Origin of the sequence: Brucella sp. JSBI001, from assembly GCF_026014005.1 — a bacterium.
In the GTDB taxonomy this organism is placed as follows: domain Bacteria; phylum Pseudomonadota; class Alphaproteobacteria; order Rhizobiales; family Rhizobiaceae; genus Brucella; species Brucella anthropi.
On sequence record NZ_CP110339.1, the window covers coordinates 4136558 to 4156025 of the forward strand.

Sequence of the window (19468 nt, forward strand, 5' to 3'; positions counted from 1 at the left end):
GCGACATTTTCGCCATATGCCCATATGAATTGAGTGCTATAGGGGATAAGAAAACGGTTTATGAAGACTTTTGGCTCATTAAGGGTTAGCCTCGAAAAAGCTGGACGTTCGCTTCGGGGGTGGAGATCGCATGGCTTCGGCGCAACAGTTGATAGGCTTGGTGAAAAGCCACGCAGAGGGTGACGAAGACCGCTTCTTCGACCTCGCGATGCAATTGGCTGCTGCTGAAGAGCAAAAAGGCCATACAAGGCTTGCTGAACAACTGCGTCAATGGGCTGAAGCCGGGAAACCGGCTGGCGGCAAGCTTCCGGTTAAACCGACGCCTATTTCAGCACCCAGAGGTCCATTAGCTGATTTATTGTTCGCCAGCTACCCATCAGTGCGACTTGGTAATGTTGTCCTTACGGAGGATACGTCGGCTGAATTGGCCCAAATTGTTTTGGAGTTTCGAAGGCGGGAGCAGTTGGAGAAAAACGGTTTGCGACCCAGACAGCGTTTTCTGTTTGCAGGGCCGCCTGGAACTGGCAAGACATTGAGTGCCAGTGCACTGGCCGGCGAGCTCAAGTTCCCTCTATTCACTGTTCAACTACACGGCCTCATATCAAAATTCATGGGCGAAACCGCCCAAAAGCTGCATAGTGTATTTGACGCCATCCGAACGAACAGAGGCGTTTACCTTTTTGATGAAATAGATGCGTTGGCTAGCTCACGCGGCAACCCGAATGACGTGGGCGAAGCACGACGCGTCCTGAATTCGTTCCTTCAATTTCTCGATGATGACATTGGACCATCAATTATTGTCGCCACTACTAACCATGCTGGCCTTTTAGATCCTGCAATTCTTCGTCGTTTTGATTTGGTGCTTGAATATCAGTTGCCTGAGCCGGAGCTAATTGTCCACAGCATCCGGCAGCGGCTTGCAAATTTTACATTTGCAACGATAGATTGGCACAGAGTGGCAAAGCGGGCAGACGGCCTTTCTCATGCAGATGTCATATCTGCCGCGGAAGACGCAGCGCGACGTTTTGTTTTGGGCGAGGAAAATGCGATCTCGGAAGAATTGCTAGTGGGGGCAATAGACAGAAGACGATCGCTCCAACAAGTGGGTGCGATAAGTGGCGGAACGGGACAAACCACACTTTATTCTGAACAAGATAGGTCAGTCGAGAAGATACAAGCCAAACGGGGGAGGGTCGGCAAAACATCCAAGTGATGTTGATGATCGCCGCTCTCACGCTCTACAGCTATTGGCTTCATTAGACGCATTCATTCCCCCATCGGGTCCGGACGGCGCAGGCGTATACCTTGCATTGGAAGGGCGTTCCGGCGAACCGCTGGTTACAAAATCTCTCGAAAAGAGCGGCCTTAAACTTCTGAGATACGAAGATGGCGGTGAAGGAAACGGGGGCCCAGCTCACGCCGTTATTTTTGCTTCTCCTACGGGTGTACGAAACCTTCGCAAGAAAATTAAGGATTTTGGTGAAGGTGAACCGCGAAGGAGAAACGGCAAGGTTGGCAAGCCCCCGAATGCTGATCTGGTTCAAAGCATCGGCCAAATTGCTGAAGCTGGTTTAAGACGGTTGTGGCGTGGAAACCCAGACAGCTTTCCGACGGGCGATAGCGAATTCGGATGGGAAGTATGGATCGACAGAACCGGCGCAGAGAATTTTATTCAAAAAGCCAGACCATACGGCATACAGTTTTCGGCTGATCGCCTTAGCTTCCCTGAAGATATCGTTGTTTATGCTCAGGCTAGTGTTAAATCACTTGCTTATGCGATCAAAGATTTAGGAGCCGTTACTGCTTTAAGCACTCCGTCGTCAAAAGCTGAATACTATGACGCAATGGATAGTATTGCTCAAAATGACGAAGCGACTAAACTCGTTGCGAGAACAAAGTTTGAGCGAGTTAGCGACGATACCGTGTATGTTACGGTACTCGACACGGGCGTTGGGTTAAGCAATCCTTTGATTTCGCCAGCCCTGTCACGGGATGATCGCTTCGCAGCAGAACCGGCTTGGGCCTTGGAAGACAATCATGGTCACGGGACTTGTGTCGCCGGCATGGCTTTGTTTGGGGATCTTCAAACTGCACTCAGATCAACAACCGCAATAATCATCAAGCATCGATTAGAGGCCGTAAAGATAATTCCCGATGCCGGGGAAAACCCATACCATTTGTTAGGGACAGTAACAGAAAAAGGTGTCAACGCAGTCGAACAATCCGCATCGCGCCGCCGTGTGTATACCCTGGCAACAACCACCAGCGATGACACCCCGCACAGCGGTGCCCCCACCTCTTGGTCAACCGTCGTAGACCAACTTGCGGCAGGCGTCACAGGTGACACACCACAGCAACGTCTGTTCGTAGTTTCGGCGGGAAACACCGTACAAAACAAATACCGGGGTGGTGATTACCTATCCATTTGTCATTCGCCAGATCATGAGATTGAGGCGCCGGCGCAAGCATGGAATGCTATCACAGTCGGCGCTTACACTGAGAAAACGGTGCTTGAGGAAGGCACAAAAGGCAAACCAGTTGCCAAATTTGGCGACCTCTCTCCATCGTCCCGGACTGCTAGCTGGAACTCAACCTGGCCAATTAAGCCGGATGTAGTTATGGAAGGCGGAAACTGGGTAGATGATGGTTTCCCGCCCCCGATGAGGCACCCAGACTTAATGCCTCTCACAACCAGCAACCAGTTTCCTCAGCGAGCGTTCACGACTTTCGACGCCACGAGTGCTGCCACAGCAACAGCTGCCGGCTCGATTGCTAATCTTTGGGCGGAATATCCTGAACTTTGGCCAGAAACCATTCGTGCACTTTTCGTTTCTTCGGCCAGATGGACAGACCAAATGCGGTCCTATTTACCGCCAAACGCGGGAAAACGTGCTTATAAAGAGTTGTTTCAACGATATGGTTACGGTGTACCGAGTATATCTCGGGCACGGCGCAGCGCTAGTAACGCTTTCACACTAATCATCCAAGATGAGCTGACGCCATATAGATACGACCCAAAAAGAAAATACACCGGCCTCAATCAGCTGAAATTATTCAAATTGCCTTGGCCAACGCAGGCATTGCGAAAAATGGGTAGTGCCAGCGTAAATGTAAGGGTCGCTCTGAGTACGTTTCCAGAACCAAACCCTTCCGAGCCGTCACGAGGAAGGAAACTCGCTTACGCGTCCCACCATCTGCGTTTTAAGCTGCAAAGGCCTAACGAAAAGCCAGCCCAGTTTATGGCGCGACTTAACGCACTGAATGAAGATGATTTAGCCGATCTTGATAGCCTATCAATCAGGAGCACAGACGACGACGGTTGGCTTTTCGGCACTCAACAGCGGGACGTAGGTTCGCTCCATATCGACGAGCTCGACATACGTGTTAGCCAGGCTTCGGATATTGCACGGCGTTCGCATATTGCGGTTTTCCCCGTTGGCGGATGGTGGAAAACGCAATCTCAGTTCAACCCTTCACAAAAGACTGTTCGCTTTTCCTTGATTGTCGAAATGCAAACTGCTGCAGACATCGATCTTTACACAGAGGTGCAATCTGAAATCGACATCATGACAAAGACATCAACGGCAATTGTCACCTAAGTGGGTTTTGATTGGATCGAGAAGATACGAAACTTGTGGATTACCATCACATACAGCGGATTGTTGGTACTTTTGTTGGTATAGACAAGAAGGAGACATTAATTTAATAAGCTCATTCAATGAGTTAGGAGAGGAATTGACTGCCTCTTCTGGCACCATTTCCAAGTCTTCAGACCACTACCAAGGTCCAGAAGCACCCCAAAAAGCCCGCGCAAGCGGGCTTTTTTGTTTCTGGATTGTCGTCCCGACAGGATCAAGCTTCAAGCCGGTTAATCCGACCAACAGATTTGGCAGTCGATGCAGTTTTCTCCCTCAGAACGCGACGCTTTCTTCGAATTGCTGAAATGGCGGCGCGATGTCCGTCACTTCAGCGATAGAGCCATAGACGGCGGAATCATCGATGCTTTGCACGAAGCGATGGATTATGCTCCCTCCGTCGGCAATGCCCGCCCCTGGCGCGTGATTTCAGTTGAAACTGCTGCAATACGTGCAGCGGTGCACGACAACTTTCTGGAAGCCAACCGGTCGGCCGCACAAATCTATGAAGGCTCGCGCGCGGAGCATTACCGCGATTTGAAACTGGAAGGCATCCGCGTTGCTCCAGTGCAGCTTGCCATTTTTACCGAGACTGCGCCCGTCGAAGGGCAAGGCCTCGGCAGACAATCCATGGCCATTACGCTGGAGCACAGCACGGCAATGGCGGTCCAGAATCTCAATCTGGCGGCAAGATCGCTCGGGCTTGGCGTCGGTATGGTTTCCATTCTCGATCCACATGCAATGGAAACGCTTTTCAAGACTCCGCCCAGCTGGCGCTTCAGCCTCTATCTGTGCATCGGCTGGCCGCTGGCTGATGACGACTCACCCCTGCTGCACCGAAACGGCTGGCAGAAAAACAAAGCGACGATCTGGCATCGTTCCTAGAGCGCAAGAGACGCAAGGCGGCAGAAATACCTCCTGACAGTCCGCATCTATCCTGATCCGCCCCTACCTTGTAAGGTAGGCCCCGCGTGGCGGGCTTTCTGGGAGGAAAATCATGCGACGGATCATTGTTGGAACGTTCCTGAGCCTCGACGGCGTGATGCAGGCGCCGGGTGGGCCGGAGGAGGATCGTACCGGCCAATTCGAATATGGCGGCTGGACAGTGCCCTATTGGGACGATGTGGTTGCCGGAGCCATGGGTGAAAGCTTTTCCAAGCCGTTCGACCTGCTTTTGGGCAGACGCACCTACGATATTTTTGCTGCCCACTGGCCGCATCAGGTAACAGACCCCAACGACCCCGGCTTCGTATCCGGCGAAGGCGAGATCGCCAGAATGTTCAATGATGTAACGAAATATGTCGCGACGCACAGGCCGGAAAGCCTGAACTGGCAGAACAGTGAACTGCTGGGCGACGATATCATCGCCTCATTGAGAGCTATCAAGGCCACGGAAGGCCCTGACCTGTCAGTCTCGGGCAGCAGCGAACTGGTCCATCAGTTACTTGCCAGCGATCTGGTCGATGAGTTGCGGCTGTTGATCTATCCGGTCGTCCTTGGCAAAGGTAAGCGTCTCTTCGACGGGCAATCCGTGCCATCAGCCTTCAAGCTGGTCAGCTCCACCACATCGCCCAGCGGCGTCATCATTGCCAATTATCAGCGTTCAGGCGAACTCAAGACCGGATCTTTTGCGATGGACCACCCATCGGAAGAAGAAATCGAGCGACGTAAGAACCTTTCCTGATTCCAGCCGGGCTTCCCGAACCATTGGAGTAGAGAACCCGCCCCTTCGGCAAGGCTTTGTCAACAGCCCTATGAATTGTGCCTATTGCGCTGATCTCGTAATTGGCGGCACAATCCGACGTCCTTTGCTCTAATTCATTTGCTTACAAATATAATAACGGGGAGCGAATATGCGCCGTAAAGGCTTGCTGGAATTCGGGAGAAACAGAACGCTTTACGGCCTGTTTCTGTTCTGCGCGATCTGCGCCATTGCGGGCAGTCTCATGAGCTATAGTGGCGAGGATTCCGCCTGGCGCTGGCTGCACTATCTGACCAAGCCAACCGCAACCCTGCTGCTGCTCGCCGCCGTCCTTTGCGCCGAACGCCCCAAATCGAAATCCTATGGCTTTGCCGTCGCCTTTGGCCTGGCTTTTGCAGCACTCGGGGACTTTTTCCTGATGTTGCCTGGCGATTATTTCATGGCGGGCCTGATCTGCTTTCTCGTCACCCATTGCGCCTATATCTATGCGCTTTGCCGCCATACGCGCTTTGCCGCGCATAAAGGCGTTTTCGTCCTTTTTGCCATCGCAGCCTTGGCCATCATAGCAGGCCTTTGGTCGTCGCTGCCGACGTCGATGAAAATCCCGGTCGTCATCTATGCCGCAGCGCTCGGCATCATGGCGGCGCAGGCGATGAGCCGCGCGCTCGGCACCGAGCCGGAAACGCCACAGCGCTATGCCGCATGGCTCGCGGCAGCAGGCGGCCTCTTCTTCATGGCAAGCGACACGCTGCTTGCCTATGGACGCTTCAGCCTCGACATTCCGCTGAACGGTCTATGGGTGCTTGCAACCTATTATGCTGCGCAATTCCTCTTTGCCCGCTCGACCGAGGATTTTGCCTATGGCGACTGAAGAACAGGCATTGCAGCTCTCATTCGAGCGCCTGCGTCACGCATGGCTTGAAGACCGCCCGGCCTATGAGCAGCGTCTGGACGACCTGAAGCGCCTGCGCGAGCGGCTCGAAGCAAGACTGGATGAAATGGCGAAGGCCATCAGCGCGGATTTTGGTAATCGCTCGCTGCACGAAACCCTGCTCGGTGAAGCCAGTGTCGTCTTTGCCGAAATCGATGATGCCCTGCACAATCTCAAGCGCTGGATGAAACCGAAACGCCGTAAGGCAGGCTGGAAAATGTGGCCAGCCAAGGCCGAAATCCGTTATGTTCCGCTCGGTGTGGTGGGGATCATCGCGCCGTGGAATTATCCGGTCAATCTGGCCTTGGCGCCGCTTGTCGCGGCGATAGCAGCTGGAAACCACGTTTTCCTGAAACCGTCCGAACACACACCGCGCACAGCCGAATTCCTGCAAAGCATGCTTGCCGATGTGTTCCCGGAGGATCGTGTTACCGTGGCGCTTGGCGATGCTTCCCTGTCAGCGCAATTTGCATCACTGCCATTCGACCATCTCTTTTTCACCGGCTCCACTGCTGTCGGGCGCAAGATCATGGCGGCGGCGGCACCAAACCTGACCCCGGTGACGCTTGAGCTTGGCGGCAAGTCACCTGCCATCGTCAGCGAAAACGCCAATCTAAAACGCGCCGCCCGAGCGATCGCGACAGGAAAATTCTTCAACGCGGGGCAGACCTGCATCGCACCTGACTATGTTCTGATCCATCACAGCAAGCGCGACGAATTCGTGAACCTTCTGCGTGCCGAAATGCAGGCACGTTACGGCAGCGCATCAGCGGAAAAAGACCGCACGACGATCATCAACGATGCTCAGGAAGCGCGACTGTCGGAACTCCTGGCCGATGCCGCAAACAGGAGCGAGGTCGTCATTGAGCTTCCGGCAGGCTCCGAACAGCCGCGATCAACGGCGCCTGCGCTCGTGCTGGAACCTGACGCCGACAGCACGATCATGCGAGAGGAGATTTTCGGCCCGCTTCTGCCAATCGTCAGCTATCGCCTGCTCGACGATGCAATCGGCTTTGTTCTCAAGCTTGACCGCCCGCTGGCGCTTTACTGCTTCAGCGATAACACTGCAGAAATTGAAATGATGCTCAGCCGTATCGTTGCGGGCGGCGTCTGCGTCAACGACACGCTCTACCATTCGCCTGCAGCAGCCTGCCATTCGGCGGGGTGGGTGCAAGCGGTATGGGCCAGTATCATGGCCATGACGGTTTTTTGACCTTTTCCAAGGCAATGCCCGTCCTGACCAAATATGCCCCGGCTCCGAGCGACCTCATCAAGCCGCCCTATACCGGCCTCACTGACAGGCTGATCCGTTTCATTGCAAGATGAGGTTGGGAACTATGCCAACATCCTCCGCGTTCGGATATTGAGATCGCCTGATTGTGTAGGGAATTGCTATTCAAACAGAGATACAATCTGACTATATAAAGACTGATCGCCGGTTCATTTCTCCGGCATAGTCATAGTCTTTCAGAACAGAATACCTGACAGGTGAAAAACGGGTGCTGAAAAAGAAAGAACCAAACCGGATATCGAAGTCCATCCTGACTGCTATCCGGAACAGGCCGGGTTTCAGGCCGCTCAACGCCAATATTACCGGCGGTGATATCGTCATTGCATCCTACAATGTCCACAAATGCATCGGTATCGACAAACAGTTCAACCCGCAGCGAACGGCTGAAGTCATCAGTGAAATCGACGCGGATGTGATTGCCCTGCAGGAAGCCGACAGGCGTTTCGGCGAGCGTTCCGGCCTGCTTGATCTCGGCCTGCTTGAGCGCCGCCATGGGCTCGTCCCGGTCCCCATTACCGCGACAATGCCCAAGGGCCACGGCTGGCACGGCAATGTGCTTCTGTTTCGTGAAGGCGTGGTGCGCAATGTGCAGCAGCTCAAGCTTCCCGGTGTTGAACCGCGCGGCGCTCTGGTTGCGGACCTACAGTTTCCGGCAGGCCCCCTGCGCGTGATCGCCGCGCATCTTGGTCTTCTGAAACGCTCCCGTGAGCAGCAGGCCGAAAGTATTCTTACTGCCTTGCAGGAGGCCGATACGGTGCCGACCCTGCTCATCGGCGACCTCAACGAATGGCGCATCGGCAAGCGCTCGTCGCTCGCTGCCCTCATGCCGACATTCAACCATGTCGCCACAGCAGTCCCGAGTTTCCCGTCGCGGTTCCCGGTTTTTGCGCTGGATCGCGTGCTCGGAGCACCGCACAATCTCGTCACATCGGTTGAAGTGCACAACACGCCACTGGCGCGCCTGGCATCCGATCACCTGCCCATCAAGGCGCATCTTGACCTCAAATCGGCAACGAACCTGCTGGAAGAATTCAGCCCGGAAATATTCACGAGCAGGACGGGATAATTCTCAGAGATACGGCGAACCCAGCCATATAATCCGGTCCAGCAGACGCTCCAGAAATGGCCTGTTCTTGAGACGCGCAAGATTGACCTCGCGGCTACCCTCGATCACCTTGCCGATGCGTTCTTCCACCTGACGCGCCACGTCGCGGTCGAGAATTTCAAGATCGACCTCGAAATTCAGTCGCAGCGAGCGCGGATCAATATTGGACGATCCGACATAAGACCAAGCACCGTCGATGGTCATCAGTTTCGAATGATTGAAAGCGCCGCCTGCCCGCCAGATGCGGCAACCATCCTTCAACAGCTGGTCGAACTGCGCGCGCATGGCGCGATCCACCAGCTTCAGATTGTTGACGCCCGGCACGACGATATCGACTGACACGCCGCGCCGCGCCGCCGTCACCAGCGCGCTGATCAGTTCACGGTCCGGCAGAAGATAAGGCGTCATGATGAGAATATGCTGCTCGGCAATCGAGAAAGCGCCCATCATCATGCGCTGGTTGGTTTCCACATTCTTGTCGGGGCCTGACCCGACGACACGCACCAGCGTTCCCGTTCCCGGCGGGTTTTCCGGCGGCGCTATCTTCCATGCCTCGCCGGTCAGAAGTTCGCCGGTCGCAAAGCGCCAGTCTTCGGATGCAATATGGAAGAGATCGGCAATCGCCGGGCCTTCAAGCTTGAAATGCGTATCGAAGGCAACCGCTTTGCCCGCGATCGCACGCACGAAACCCGCTCTGATATTCATGCCGCCGGTAAAGGCGATCTTGCCGTCAACAATGAGAATTTTGCGGTGGGTGCGCAGGTTCGCATAAGGCAGGCGCAACCCGATGATGATGTTGCCGTTGAACACATCGACGGCAACACCCTTGTCCTTCAAAAGCTTCACGATGCTCGGAAAGGAATAGCGCGCGCCGACAGCGTCGACCAGCACCCGCACTTCCACACCGCGCTTGACCGCATCACCCAGAGCATCGGCAAATTTTTCGCCAATGGCGTCCCGGTCGAAAATATAGGTTTCCAGCATGATGCTGCGCTCGGCTCTGCTTATCGCGTCGAGCATAGCGGCGTAGGCTTCGTCCCCCGTTTCCAGCATCTCGATGCTGTTGCCGCTGGTGAAATCATAGAGGCTGACGGCATCGCCCAATATCTTCATCGCCCCGAACTGGCGTCCGAAGGCGGCGCGCACGAGGTCGTTCGTCGTATCGAAATGCGACAGGTGATAGAGCGCGATCTTGCCCATATTGGCGCGCTGGTGGGTGAGCGTCGACCGCCGGATACGGTTCACGCCCGCAATGGCATAGACCACCGCCCCGACGATGGGCGACAGCACGATCACGCCTACCCAGCCGATGGCCGTGCGTACCTCGTCCTTCGTCATCGTCGCGTGAATGGCGGCAATCGCGCCCAGAACGCCCGACAGAACGAACAGGATATGCGGCCAGTAGTGGGAAACGAGATCGAACATCACATGAACTTTAAGCGGAAAACGACTGCAATAGCAAAGAGATATAATGCGCGGTCGAGCGAACGAACAGAGTAGACAACGATGATCCCACCCGCCTCGCACAAAAGCTGGTCAAATCCCGGACATGCCTTATATGGTTCCCGAGGCATGACAATTTGAGGGACGTCTCATGGCAACAGCTCATAATGATTTCGACCGCCCGACCTTTCCAAAGGAACTTTCCAGCAAATGGGGGTGGTTCGTCGCCCTTGGGGTCGCACTGCTGATCCTCGGAGGCATCGCCTTCGGTAATCTCGTTCTGGCCACCGTAGTCTCGGTCTACTATGTCGGCCTGATGATGCTGATTGGCGGCGTCATCGAGATCATTCACGCCTTCGGCGTCAAAACATGGGGCAGCTTCTTCTTCTGGCTCCTGAGCGGCCTGCTCTACACGGCAGCCGGTATCGTCGCCTTCATCAATCCGGTGCTGGCGGCTGGCGTGATGACCTTCCTTCTGGCGGCAGCTCTTCTCGGCTCCGGCGCTTTCCGCATCTGGCTCGGCTTCAAATCGAAACCGTCCGCCGGTTGGGGCTGGATCGTCGCAGCCGGTGTCATCACCATGCTGCTCGGTCTCATCATCGCCATGCAATGGCCGGTCAACAGCCTGTTCATTCTTGGTCTTTTCCTGGCGATAGACCTGATCTTCCAGGGCTGGTCCTTTATTGCCTTCGGCCTTGGCATCAAGAGCCGATAAACATCACAGATCACTGGCAAAGCGGCGCGCACTGCGCCGCTTTTTCATTTGAACTCGACCTTTCGGCCAAGTCCTGCTAGATGCTCCCCAACATCTTCGCGGCGCGCTTTCACGCGCAGCCCAACGTTTCGCCATCACGAGTTTCTTCATGCCCGCTGACCATCCCGTTTCCAAGCGCCGCACATTCGCGATCATCGCGCACCCGGACGCCGGTAAGACCACGCTGACCGAAAAGCTGCTGCTGTTCGGCGGCGCCATCCAGCTCGCCGGTGAGGTGAAGGCCAAGAAGGACCGCATCCAGACCCGGTCGGACTGGATGAACATCGAACGCGACCGCGGCATCTCGGTCGTCACCTCGGTGATGACCTTCGAATACAAGGATTGCATCTTCAACCTGCTCGATACACCGGGCCACGAAGACTTCGCAGACGACACCTACCGCACGCTGACTGCTGTGGATTCCGCCGTCATGGTCATTGACGCCGCCAAGGGTATTGAGCCGCGCACGCTGAAGCTGTTCGAAGTCTGTCGTATGCGCGACATTCCCATCGTCACTTTCGTCAACAAGATGGACCGCGAAGCGCGCGACCCGCTCGAAATCCTCGATGAGATCGAAGAAAAGCTGGCACTCGACACGGCCCCGATCACCTGGCCTATCGGCTCAGGCAAGAGCTTTGCAGGCACCTTCGACCTGCATAACGACACGATGCGTCGTCAGGACAATGAAGAGCAGCCAACCAAGGTCAGCGGCCCGGAAGAAGCCGCCGCACTGCTGCCTGAAAACGAACGCGAGGCATGGCTCGAAGGCGTGGAACTGGCACGCGGCGTCTGCCGTCCGTTCGACCTCGCCTCCTTCCGCGAAGGTCATATGACGCCGGTTTATTTCGGTTCGGCGCTGAAGAATTACGGCGTGCGCGACCTCATCGAAGCTTTCTGCGATTTCGGCCCCTCACCCCGCGACCAGCAGGCCGACACGCGCATGGTTGGCTCCACCGAAGACAAGATGACCGGTTTCGTGTTCAAGATTCAGGCCAATATGGACCCGAACCACCGCGACCGCATCGCATTCCTGCGCGTCTGCTCGGGCAAGCTGTCGCGCGGCATGAAGGCAAAGCTGGTGCGCACCGGCAAGCCAATGAGCCTGTCTGCGCCGCAATTCTTCTTCGCACGTTCGCGCCAGATTGCCGACGAAGCCTTTGCGGGCGACGTGGTCGGCATTCCGAACCACGGCACGCTGCGCATCGGCGACACGCTGACCGAGGGTGAAGATATCCTGTTCCGTGGCGTGCCGAACTTCGCGCCGGAAATCCTGCGCCGCGTGCGTCTGGACGACGCCATGAAAGCCAAGAAGCTGCGTGAAGCGCTGCAGCAGATGGCCGAAGAAGGCGTCGTACAGCTCTTCGTGCCTGATGACGGTTCTCCAGCCATTGTCGGCGTCGTCGGCGCTCTTCAGATCGACGTTCTGACCGAACGCCTGAAAGTGGAATATTCGCTGCCGGTCGGCTTTGAAATGTCGCGCTTCTCGGTCTGCCGGTGGATTACGGCAGATGATCCGGCCGAACTCGACCGTTTCATCGCCTCGCATCGTGCCGATATCGCCCACGACCTCGATCACGATCCGGTCTTCCTTGCCCAGAACGGCTTCTCTCTCAATTACGAAGCCGAACGCTGGAAGGATATTCGCTTTGCCACCGTCAAGGACTATCAGGTCCGCGACAAGGCCTGATACGGTAAGGTGATATGACCGATCCTGTTCTGGCTGCTCTCGATTTGCCCGATGCACTGCTGCATCGGCTTACCGGTTATAGCAGCCAGCAGGATGAGCTTGGCCGCTCGACCGCCAATGTCCTGCTTCTCGATCATGACGAACATGAACCGCTCGTTCTGAAAATCGAACCGGCAAGTACCGTCAGCGAACTTGCCGGTGAAGGCGCCCGGCTCGAATGGCTCGCAACGCAGGGATTGCCTTGCCCCAAGGTCGTTACGTACGAGACGCAGGCCGACCGCCACTTTCTTTTGATGACGCGCCTTGCCGGATCGGACCTCGCCTCATCTGTCGGCACTCTCCCGGCGGACCGCATCGTCTCCATTCTCGCGAAAGCCTTGAAGGCGCTGCACAGCGTCGATCCCGCCGCTTGTCCCTTCGACCACCGGCTGGACCGTCGCATTGAAGACGCGCGCAAGCGGGTCGAAGCCGGTGCCGTCGATGAAGATGATTTCGATGACGAGCGCGAAGGCCGCAGCGCCAAAGACCTGTTCACCGAACTTTGCCGCCTGAAACCGTCACAGGAAGATGTGGTCGTGACTCACGGCGATGCTTGCTTGCCAAATTTCATGGCCAGCGAATGTGCATTCACAGGCTTTATCGACTGCGGCAGGCTCGGCCGTGCAGACCGCTATCAGGATCTTGCACTAGCCTGCTGGAGCATTCGCTACAATCTGGGCGACGAATGGGTACAGCCTTTTCTCGACATTTATGGCGGCCCGGCAATCGACGAAACGAAAATTGCCTATTACCGTTTGCTGGACGAGTTTTTCTAAACCGGCATCGCTCAAGAACGCTTAGCCTTTCGTTTCCAAAAGCCGCTCAGCAATCTTCTCCGCCAGTTTTTCAGCCACTTGTTCCTTGCTCATTTCCGGCCATTCCTCGATGCCGGAACGGCTTAGAATGCGGACATGATTGCGGTCGCCACCCATGACGCTGCTGCCATCCGGCGCATGCGAAACATCGTTGGCGACGATCCAGTCCGCGCCTTTCTTCTCAAGCTTGGCTCTCGCGTTTCCGGCCACGTCCTGCGTTTCAGCCGCAAAGCCCACCACAAGACCGGGGCGCTTGTCGCTATGACCGACGCCGGCCAGAATGTCAGGGTTTTCGACCATGGCAAGCGTCGGCGCGCTTTCACCGGGTTTCTTCTTGATCTTCTGTCCGGCTTCATTGGCCGTGCGCCAGTCGGCAACCGCTGCAACCATAATTGCCGCATCGGCAGGAAGATGCCGCTCCACAGCAGCCTTCATTTCACGCGCCGTCTCGACATGAATGACATCGACGCCTTCGGGGTCAGGAATGGTGACCGGGCCGGACACCAGATGCACCGTCGCGCCGAGCCGCGCCAGCGCCGCCGCAATAGCGTGGCCCTGCTTGCCCGACGAACGGTTGGCAATGTAGCGCACCGGATCAATTGGCTCGTGCGTCGGGCCGGACGTCATGACAATGGTTTTGCCTGCAAGCGGCTTTGCCTGCGGAGCAAGCAGGTTCTCGATCGCCGCGACAATCGCCAACGGCTCGCTCATACGTCCGGTTCCGGCTTCACCGCTTTCCGCCATCTCCCCTCTCTCCGGGCCGATGAAGCGAACGCCGTCTTTTTCAAGCGTCAGGCGGTTGCGTCTGGTCGCGGGATTCTCCCACATGGCCGGGTTCATGGCAGGCGCAACAAGCACTGGAACTTTGCGAGCAAGCAGCACCGCACTGGCCAGATCATCGGCAAGCCCGTTCGCCATCTTCGCCATCAGGTCCGCAGTCGCAGGCGCGACGACGATCAGGTCCGCATCGCGGGCAAGCCGGATATGCCCGACATCCTGCTCGTCCTCACGCGAGAACAGATCGGTGAAGACATGATCGGCAGAAACTGCGCCAATGGTCAGCGGTGTCACGAATTGCTGCGCTGCAGCCGTCATCAACGGGCGCACATGCGCGCCACGTTCGCGCAGACGGCGGATGAGGTCCGGCGTCTTATAGGCGGCAATGCCACCACCGATAATGAGAAGAATGCGCTTCCCGGCCAGCGACGCACCCGCACCGGGAGACACTGCAACAGCCTGTGGAGCTATATCCTGCCCGGCCAGCAGAATGCGTGCTTCCTCTTCCATGGAGCGCCCGTTCTGCGCTGCCCTGATACGCAGCCGTTCCTTGGCGTCATCATCGAGATTACGGATGGTAATGCTGGCCATTTGATTGCACCCGCTTGTTACAAGTGCAATCATTGAAATCACTTTAGAAGGTAGATGTCACCTTAAAAGTGATCCTACAGCCAAATATAAAGCTTAATCGCTATCGCTGCGAGTGAGACCGCAATCACCACCTGCGCGATGCGACCCCAACGTGAGTGGCGCGCTTCAGCCCGGCCGATAGCTTCTGCCGTCGCTTCGTCAAAGCGCAATCCGTTCGCAGCCATATCGTCCAGAGCAACGGAAACACGTTCCACACGCGCAACAAGTTCCGGTGTCTTACGCGTGAAATGCAGCAGCGAATAAGCGCTGTCCTTCGCATCGGCAAGCATACCTTGCGGTCCGAGATTCCTGGCGATCCAGTCGCCCACCACCGGTTCCGCAGCCTTCCACATGTTGAAATGCGGATCGAGCGTGCGCGACACACCTTCGACCACAACCATGGTTTTCTGAAGCATCAGGAGTTCCGGTCGGGTCTCCATGTCGAAAAGCTCGGTTACTTCGAACAGCAGCGTGAGCAGCTTGGCCATGGAAATGGTTTCCGCCGGCTGACCGTGGATCGGCTCGCCAATGGCGCGGATAGCCTGCGCAAAGCTCGCCACATCATGCGTATGCGGCACGTAGCCTGCTTCGAAATGCACTTCCGCCACGCGCATATAATCACGCGTGATGAAGCCATAGAGAATTTCGGCAAGGAAACGCCGCTGCTGCTTGTTGAGCCGCCCGGTGATGCCAAAATCGACCGCAACGATAATGCCTTGCGGATCAACGAACAGATTGCCCGGATGCATGTCGGCATGGAAAAAGCCATCGCGCAGCGTATGGCGCAGGAAAGACTGGATCAGCGTTTCGGCCAGTTTCTTGAGATCAAAACCGGCAGCGGCCAGCGCCGAAATATCCGACATCTTGGTGCCGTCGATCCATTCGAGCGTCAGCACATCGCGACCGGTGCGCTCCCAGTCCACCTGTGGAACGCGGAACCCCGCATCGCCCTTGATATTCTCGGCGATCTCGGACAGCGCTGCCGCTTCAAGACGCAGATCCATCTCGATGCGGGTTGTCTGTTGCAGCGTCTCGACAACCTGAACCGGGCGCAGGCGGCGCGTAAACGGAACATGACGCTCCTGCATGCGCGCGACCATGTAGAAACCTTCAAGGTCGCGGACGAAACGCTGGCGCACGCCCGGACGAATGACCTTGACCGCAACCTTCTGGCGCGTTCCGTCTTTCATGATTTCAGCTGGGTGAACCTGCGCCATCGACGCCGCTGCTATCGGCGCATCGAAATGCAGGTAAAGATCATCGATCTTGCGGCCAAGCGAACCTTCGATAGCAGCAACCGCGTCGACCTGCGGGAAGAAGTCGAGCCTGTCCTGCAAAAGTTCGAGATCGGCAGCGACATCGCGCCCGACAATATCGGGCCGTGTTGCCAGAAACTGGCCGAGCTTCACATAGGACGGACCAAGCTTGTTCATGGCCCGCGACATACGTTCGGAACGCTGCATGTGACGTGCGCGCGGACGCGCCAGAAGACCGGCAATCTTGTGCCCGAATGCCGGAAGGCCAGAGAGCCCTTCCACCGGCAAGGCGCTGATAACGCCTTCACGTGTCAAAACCCATCCGGCCCGCATCAGCCGGAAAGCGGCGGATAGATTACTCATGCCCCGATGCCCCGTTCCTGACCCCAACTCATCACAGGCACAATCAAAGCTTCCAGCCGGAATGCAGCGCGGCAATGCCGCCAGTGAAATTGCGATAGCTCACGCGCTCGAAACCAGCCTTCTCGATCATCGCGGCAAAATCCTGCTGCTTGGGGAATTTGCGGATCGATTCGACCAGATAGCTGTAGGAATCGGCATCGCCGGTAATCATCTTGCCGATACGCGGAATGGCGTGGAACGACCACTGGTCGTAAACCTTGTCGAGAACCGGCAGTTCAACCTCGGAGAATTCGAGGCAAAGGAAACGACCGCCCGGCTTCAACACGCGATAAGCTTCGGACAGCGCCTTGTCGATATGTGGAACATTGCGAATGCCGAACGAAATCGTGTAAGCATCGAAGCTCGCATCTTCAAATGGCAGCTCTTCGGCACTGGCTTCAACAAATTCGAGATTGTCGGCAAGGCCCTTCTTGATCGCCCGTTCACGACCGACGCCGAGCATCGAGCCATTGATATCAAGAATGGTGACATGGGCCTGACGACCGGAAGCCTCCACAATGCGGAAAGCAATATCGCCGGTGCCGCCTGCAACGTCGAGCGAGGTCCAGCCGGGGCGCTTCGATGGTGCCAGCCATGCGATCATCGCATCTTTCCAGACGCGGTGCATACCCGCCGACATGAGATCGTTCATCACGTCGTACTTGCTGGCGACCTTATGGAAAACGTCGTTGACCAGACCCTGCTTTTCGCTTTCGTCGACCGCCTTGAAGCCGAATGAATGCTCCATGCCACCTTGTGCGCCCACGCGGTCCGCATTGCCGTTCTGCTGGCTCATAGCTCATCCTGCTTTTGAATATTAAGACGAAAACGATTTCCGTAATGCATATAAAGCTTGTGCCAGACGATACAAGCAGAGACCGTCCTCCACTACCCCTTTTGTGATCCGGCACTTGTGAACTGTCTTGCGTTAGCGTTTAAAAATGGCCAAAGAGACATAAAACTGTGTGTGCGCGCTTGGCCCGGCGTTTTCTCCGGCGCAAACTGCCGCTAAAGTCAAAAAGATAACAAGAAAAGTGGAAAGATCATGGGCGTTACAGTCGTCAGCCATCCGCTTGTCCAGCACAAGCTCACCATCATGCGCAAGAAGGAAACGTCCACAGCCAGCTTTCGGCGGCTGCTGAAGGAAATATCGCTGTTGCTCTGCTATGAAGTGACACGCGATCTCGAACTGACCACCATGCCGATCGAAACCCCGTTGATGCCAATGGACGCGCCGGTCCTTGAAGGCAAGAAGCTTGTCTTCGCCTCGATCCTGCGCGCAGGCAATGGCCTTCTCGAAGGCATGCTCGATCTGGTACCCGCCGCGCGCGTCGCCCATATCGGCCTTTATCGTGATCACGATACGCTGCAGCCGGTCGAATATTACTTCAAGGCGCCGGAAGACATCGTCAACCGCCTCATCATCGTGGTCGACCCGATGCTGGCCACCGGGCACTCGGCAATCGCAGCCATCGATAAGCTGAAGGAACGCGGCGCGACCAATATCCGCTTCCTCTGTCTGCTGGCGGCACCGGAAGGCATCAAGCGCTTTACCGAAGCCCACCCGGATGTCGACGTGTTCACGGCCTCCATCGACGAACGTCTCGATGAAAAGGGCTATATCGTTCCCGGTCTCGGCGATGCCGGCGACCGTATGTACGGTACGAAGTAAGCATTAACCCGCACCTGCTAATGTGCCTGGAAACGGGGGCAGCATGGCGCGGGTTTTTACGATCCTTCTGGTATTTGCGGGACTGGCAATTGCCTTCCCGCTTCTGTTTGAAAAATTCGGGCAACAGCCTAAAGCCGGTTCAAACACATCCGCGACAGCTTCGACTGCTCCTTCGCAAAACCCCGCCGCCTATAGCGGACGCCGCACGCAGATCACACCGGACAGTCGTGGCCATTTCATCACGGACATAAAAATTGCCGGGCAATCCCTTCGTGCAATGGTGGACACGGGGGCGAGCGTGGTTGCGATCAACGCAAACGCTGCACGACGCATCGGCCTGTCGCTCAAACCCGATGATTTCAAATATCGCGTCTCGACCGCCAATGGCGAAACCCTTGCTGCATCCGCCATCCTGCCCAGCATCGAAATCGGACGCATTCGAGTAGAGGATGTGGAGGCCATGGTTCTGCGTGACGATGCCTTGTCCGACACACTTCTCGGCATGAGCTTTCTGAAACGTCTGCGTCACTATGAAGTTTCAAACGGCGTACTCGTGCTGACGCAATGATGTGATACCGTACTTCCGATATGGATCGAAAGTGGCTAAACCCCACTGACCACCGACGCCCAAATACCAATGGAAGCCAGCCATGACACCGGACCAGCGCCTGACCGAGCTCGAAATTCGCGTAGCCGAACAGGAAAAGACAATCGACGAGTTGTCATCCGTTCTGGCCGAACAATGGAAAACCATAGACCGGCTTTCCAAGAAGCTCGGCGCCTTGACCGACCGCTTTCTGGAACTGGAAGAACAGACTGCTCCGGACGTACCGGTCACCAAACCACCGCACTGGTAACACCATGCTTCAGATTGCCTCCCTCGCCGACCGCCCCGATCTCGTGCCCATTTGTGCCGCGTGGAACCATGCGGAATGGGGCGAATTTAGCGGCTCCACCCTCGAACAGACCGTCAAGGCTTTTAACGACATCTCCCGCGAAGACGATGGGCAGATAGCGCGAGTTGCCCTCTGGAACGAACAACCCGCCGGTCTTGCCCTTCTGATCCACAACGATCTGGAAACACATCCACATCTGAAGCCATGGGTGGCAAGTGTGTTCGTCGCGCCTGACTATCGCAGTAAAGGCATTGCCAAAGGTTTGGTTGGCGCCATCGAGGATGCCGCGCGGGAACTCGGCTATGCGGAAGCTTATCTTTACACAGACAAGCCCGACCTTTACCGCCAGATCGGCTGGAGCGATTTCGAGCATCTGGAAGGCGACTATGCCGGGATGCTGATCATGAAAAAGAAAATCGCGCGGTAAGGACCG

17 protein-coding genes and 1 pseudogene are annotated in these 19468 nt (G+C 56.3%); 14 read left to right on the plus strand and 4 right to left on the minus strand.

The features are described 5' to 3' along the window. Positions 1-130: 130 nt before the first annotated feature. The 7 genes and pseudogenes from LJ361_RS19715 to LJ361_RS19745 all read left to right on the plus strand — a co-directional run bounded on the left by LJ361_RS19715 (position 131) and on the right by LJ361_RS19745 (position 8625). The gene (locus LJ361_RS19715; RefSeq protein WP_264812113.1) at positions 131-1213 is read left to right on the plus strand and encodes an AAA family ATPase; all 1083 of its coding nucleotides are present in this window, start codon (positions 131-133) and stop codon (positions 1211-1213) included. Positions 1214-1310: 97 nt separating this feature from the next. Then, positions 1311-3599, plus strand: coding sequence for a S8 family peptidase (locus tag LJ361_RS19720; protein WP_264812114.1), 2289 nt, complete (start codon positions 1311-1313; stop codon positions 3597-3599). Between the two features lie 297 nt (positions 3600-3896). After that, complete coding sequence (gene bluB, locus LJ361_RS19725; protein ID WP_010659394.1) at positions 3897-4520, plus strand: 5,6-dimethylbenzimidazole synthase; 624 nt, start codon at positions 3897-3899, stop codon at positions 4518-4520. Between the two features lie 112 nt (positions 4521-4632). Then, entirely contained in the window at positions 4633-5319 is a 687-nt protein-coding gene (locus tag LJ361_RS19730) for a dihydrofolate reductase family protein (protein ID WP_010659393.1), read from the plus strand. Between the two features lie 169 nt (positions 5320-5488). Then, on the plus strand, positions 5489-6208 hold the full coding sequence (locus LJ361_RS19735; protein WP_029376033.1) for a lysoplasmalogenase: 720 nt from the start codon (positions 5489-5491) through the stop codon (positions 6206-6208). After that, positions 6198-7594: pseudogene (locus tag LJ361_RS19740) on the plus strand (coniferyl aldehyde dehydrogenase). The gene LJ361_RS19735 and the pseudogene LJ361_RS19740 overlap by 11 nt, the downstream one beginning before the upstream one ends. 173 nt (positions 7595-7767) lie before the next feature. Further along, positions 7768-8625 carry an endonuclease/exonuclease/phosphatase family protein gene (locus LJ361_RS19745; protein WP_010659390.1) on the plus strand — a complete coding sequence of 286 codons (858 nt, stop codon included), beginning with the start codon at positions 7768-7770 and terminating at the stop codon, positions 8623-8625. Between the two features lie 3 nt (positions 8626-8628). On the opposite strand, the gene cls is transcribed toward LJ361_RS19745, so the two are convergent. Further along, positions 8629-10089: a cardiolipin synthase gene (gene cls / locus LJ361_RS19750; protein WP_010659389.1), complete on the minus strand. Its 1461-nt coding sequence runs from the start codon at positions 10087-10089 to the stop codon at positions 8629-8631. Positions 10090-10258: 169 nt separating this feature from the next. Between cls and LJ361_RS19755 the strand changes: the two genes are divergently transcribed. The 3 genes from LJ361_RS19755 to LJ361_RS19765 all read left to right on the plus strand — a co-directional run bounded on the left by LJ361_RS19755 (position 10259) and on the right by LJ361_RS19765 (position 13363). Further along, positions 10259-10822, plus strand: a complete 564-nt coding sequence (locus tag LJ361_RS19755; RefSeq protein WP_010659388.1) for an HdeD family acid-resistance protein — start codon at positions 10259-10261, stop codon at positions 10820-10822. Between the two features lie 148 nt (positions 10823-10970). Next, positions 10971-12548 (plus strand): peptide chain release factor 3, encoded by a 1578-nt coding sequence (locus LJ361_RS19760; protein ID WP_010659387.1) that lies wholly within the window; start codon positions 10971-10973, stop codon positions 12546-12548. 14 nt (positions 12549-12562) lie between these two features. Beyond that, the gene (locus tag LJ361_RS19765; RefSeq protein ID WP_010659386.1) at positions 12563-13363 is read left to right on the plus strand and encodes an APH(3')-II family aminoglycoside O-phosphotransferase; all 801 of its coding nucleotides are present in this window, start codon (positions 12563-12565) and stop codon (positions 13361-13363) included. A 21-nt stretch (positions 13364-13384) separates the two neighbouring features. Here the strand turns inward: LJ361_RS19765 and coaBC are convergent, their stop codons facing one another. From coaBC to ubiE, 3 genes are all read right to left on the minus strand, one after another. After that, complete coding sequence (coaBC, locus tag LJ361_RS19770) at positions 13385-14770, minus strand: bifunctional phosphopantothenoylcysteine decarboxylase/phosphopantothenate--cysteine ligase CoaBC (protein ID WP_226622093.1); 1386 nt, start codon at positions 14768-14770, stop codon at positions 13385-13387. A gap of 74 nt (positions 14771-14844) precedes the next feature. Continuing rightward, positions 14845-16428, minus strand: coding sequence for a 2-polyprenylphenol 6-hydroxylase (gene ubiB / locus LJ361_RS19775; protein WP_010659384.1), 1584 nt, complete (start codon positions 16426-16428; stop codon positions 14845-14847). Positions 16429-16471: 43 nt separating this feature from the next. After that, complete coding sequence (gene ubiE / locus LJ361_RS19780) at positions 16472-17263, minus strand: bifunctional demethylmenaquinone methyltransferase/2-methoxy-6-polyprenyl-1,4-benzoquinol methylase UbiE (RefSeq protein WP_010659383.1); 792 nt, start codon at positions 17261-17263, stop codon at positions 16472-16474. Between the two features lie 249 nt (positions 17264-17512). On the opposite strand from ubiE, the gene upp reads away from it, so the two are divergent. The 4 genes from upp (at position 17513) to LJ361_RS19800 (ending at position 19462) form a co-directional block, all read left to right on the plus strand. Continuing rightward, positions 17513-18139: a uracil phosphoribosyltransferase gene (gene upp / locus LJ361_RS19785; RefSeq protein ID WP_006467614.1), complete on the plus strand. Its 627-nt coding sequence runs from the start codon at positions 17513-17515 to the stop codon at positions 18137-18139. 43 nt (positions 18140-18182) lie between these two features. Next, positions 18183-18707, plus strand: coding sequence for a TIGR02281 family clan AA aspartic protease (locus LJ361_RS19790; protein WP_010659382.1), 525 nt, complete (start codon positions 18183-18185; stop codon positions 18705-18707). Positions 18708-18789: 82 nt separating this feature from the next. Continuing rightward, positions 18790-18996, plus strand: a complete 207-nt coding sequence (locus tag LJ361_RS19795; RefSeq protein ID WP_010659381.1) for a SlyX family protein — start codon at positions 18790-18792, stop codon at positions 18994-18996. 4 nt (positions 18997-19000) lie between these two features. Next, positions 19001-19462, plus strand: coding sequence for a GNAT family N-acetyltransferase (locus LJ361_RS19800; protein WP_010659380.1), 462 nt, complete (start codon positions 19001-19003; stop codon positions 19460-19462). Positions 19463-19468 lie beyond the last annotated feature (6 nt).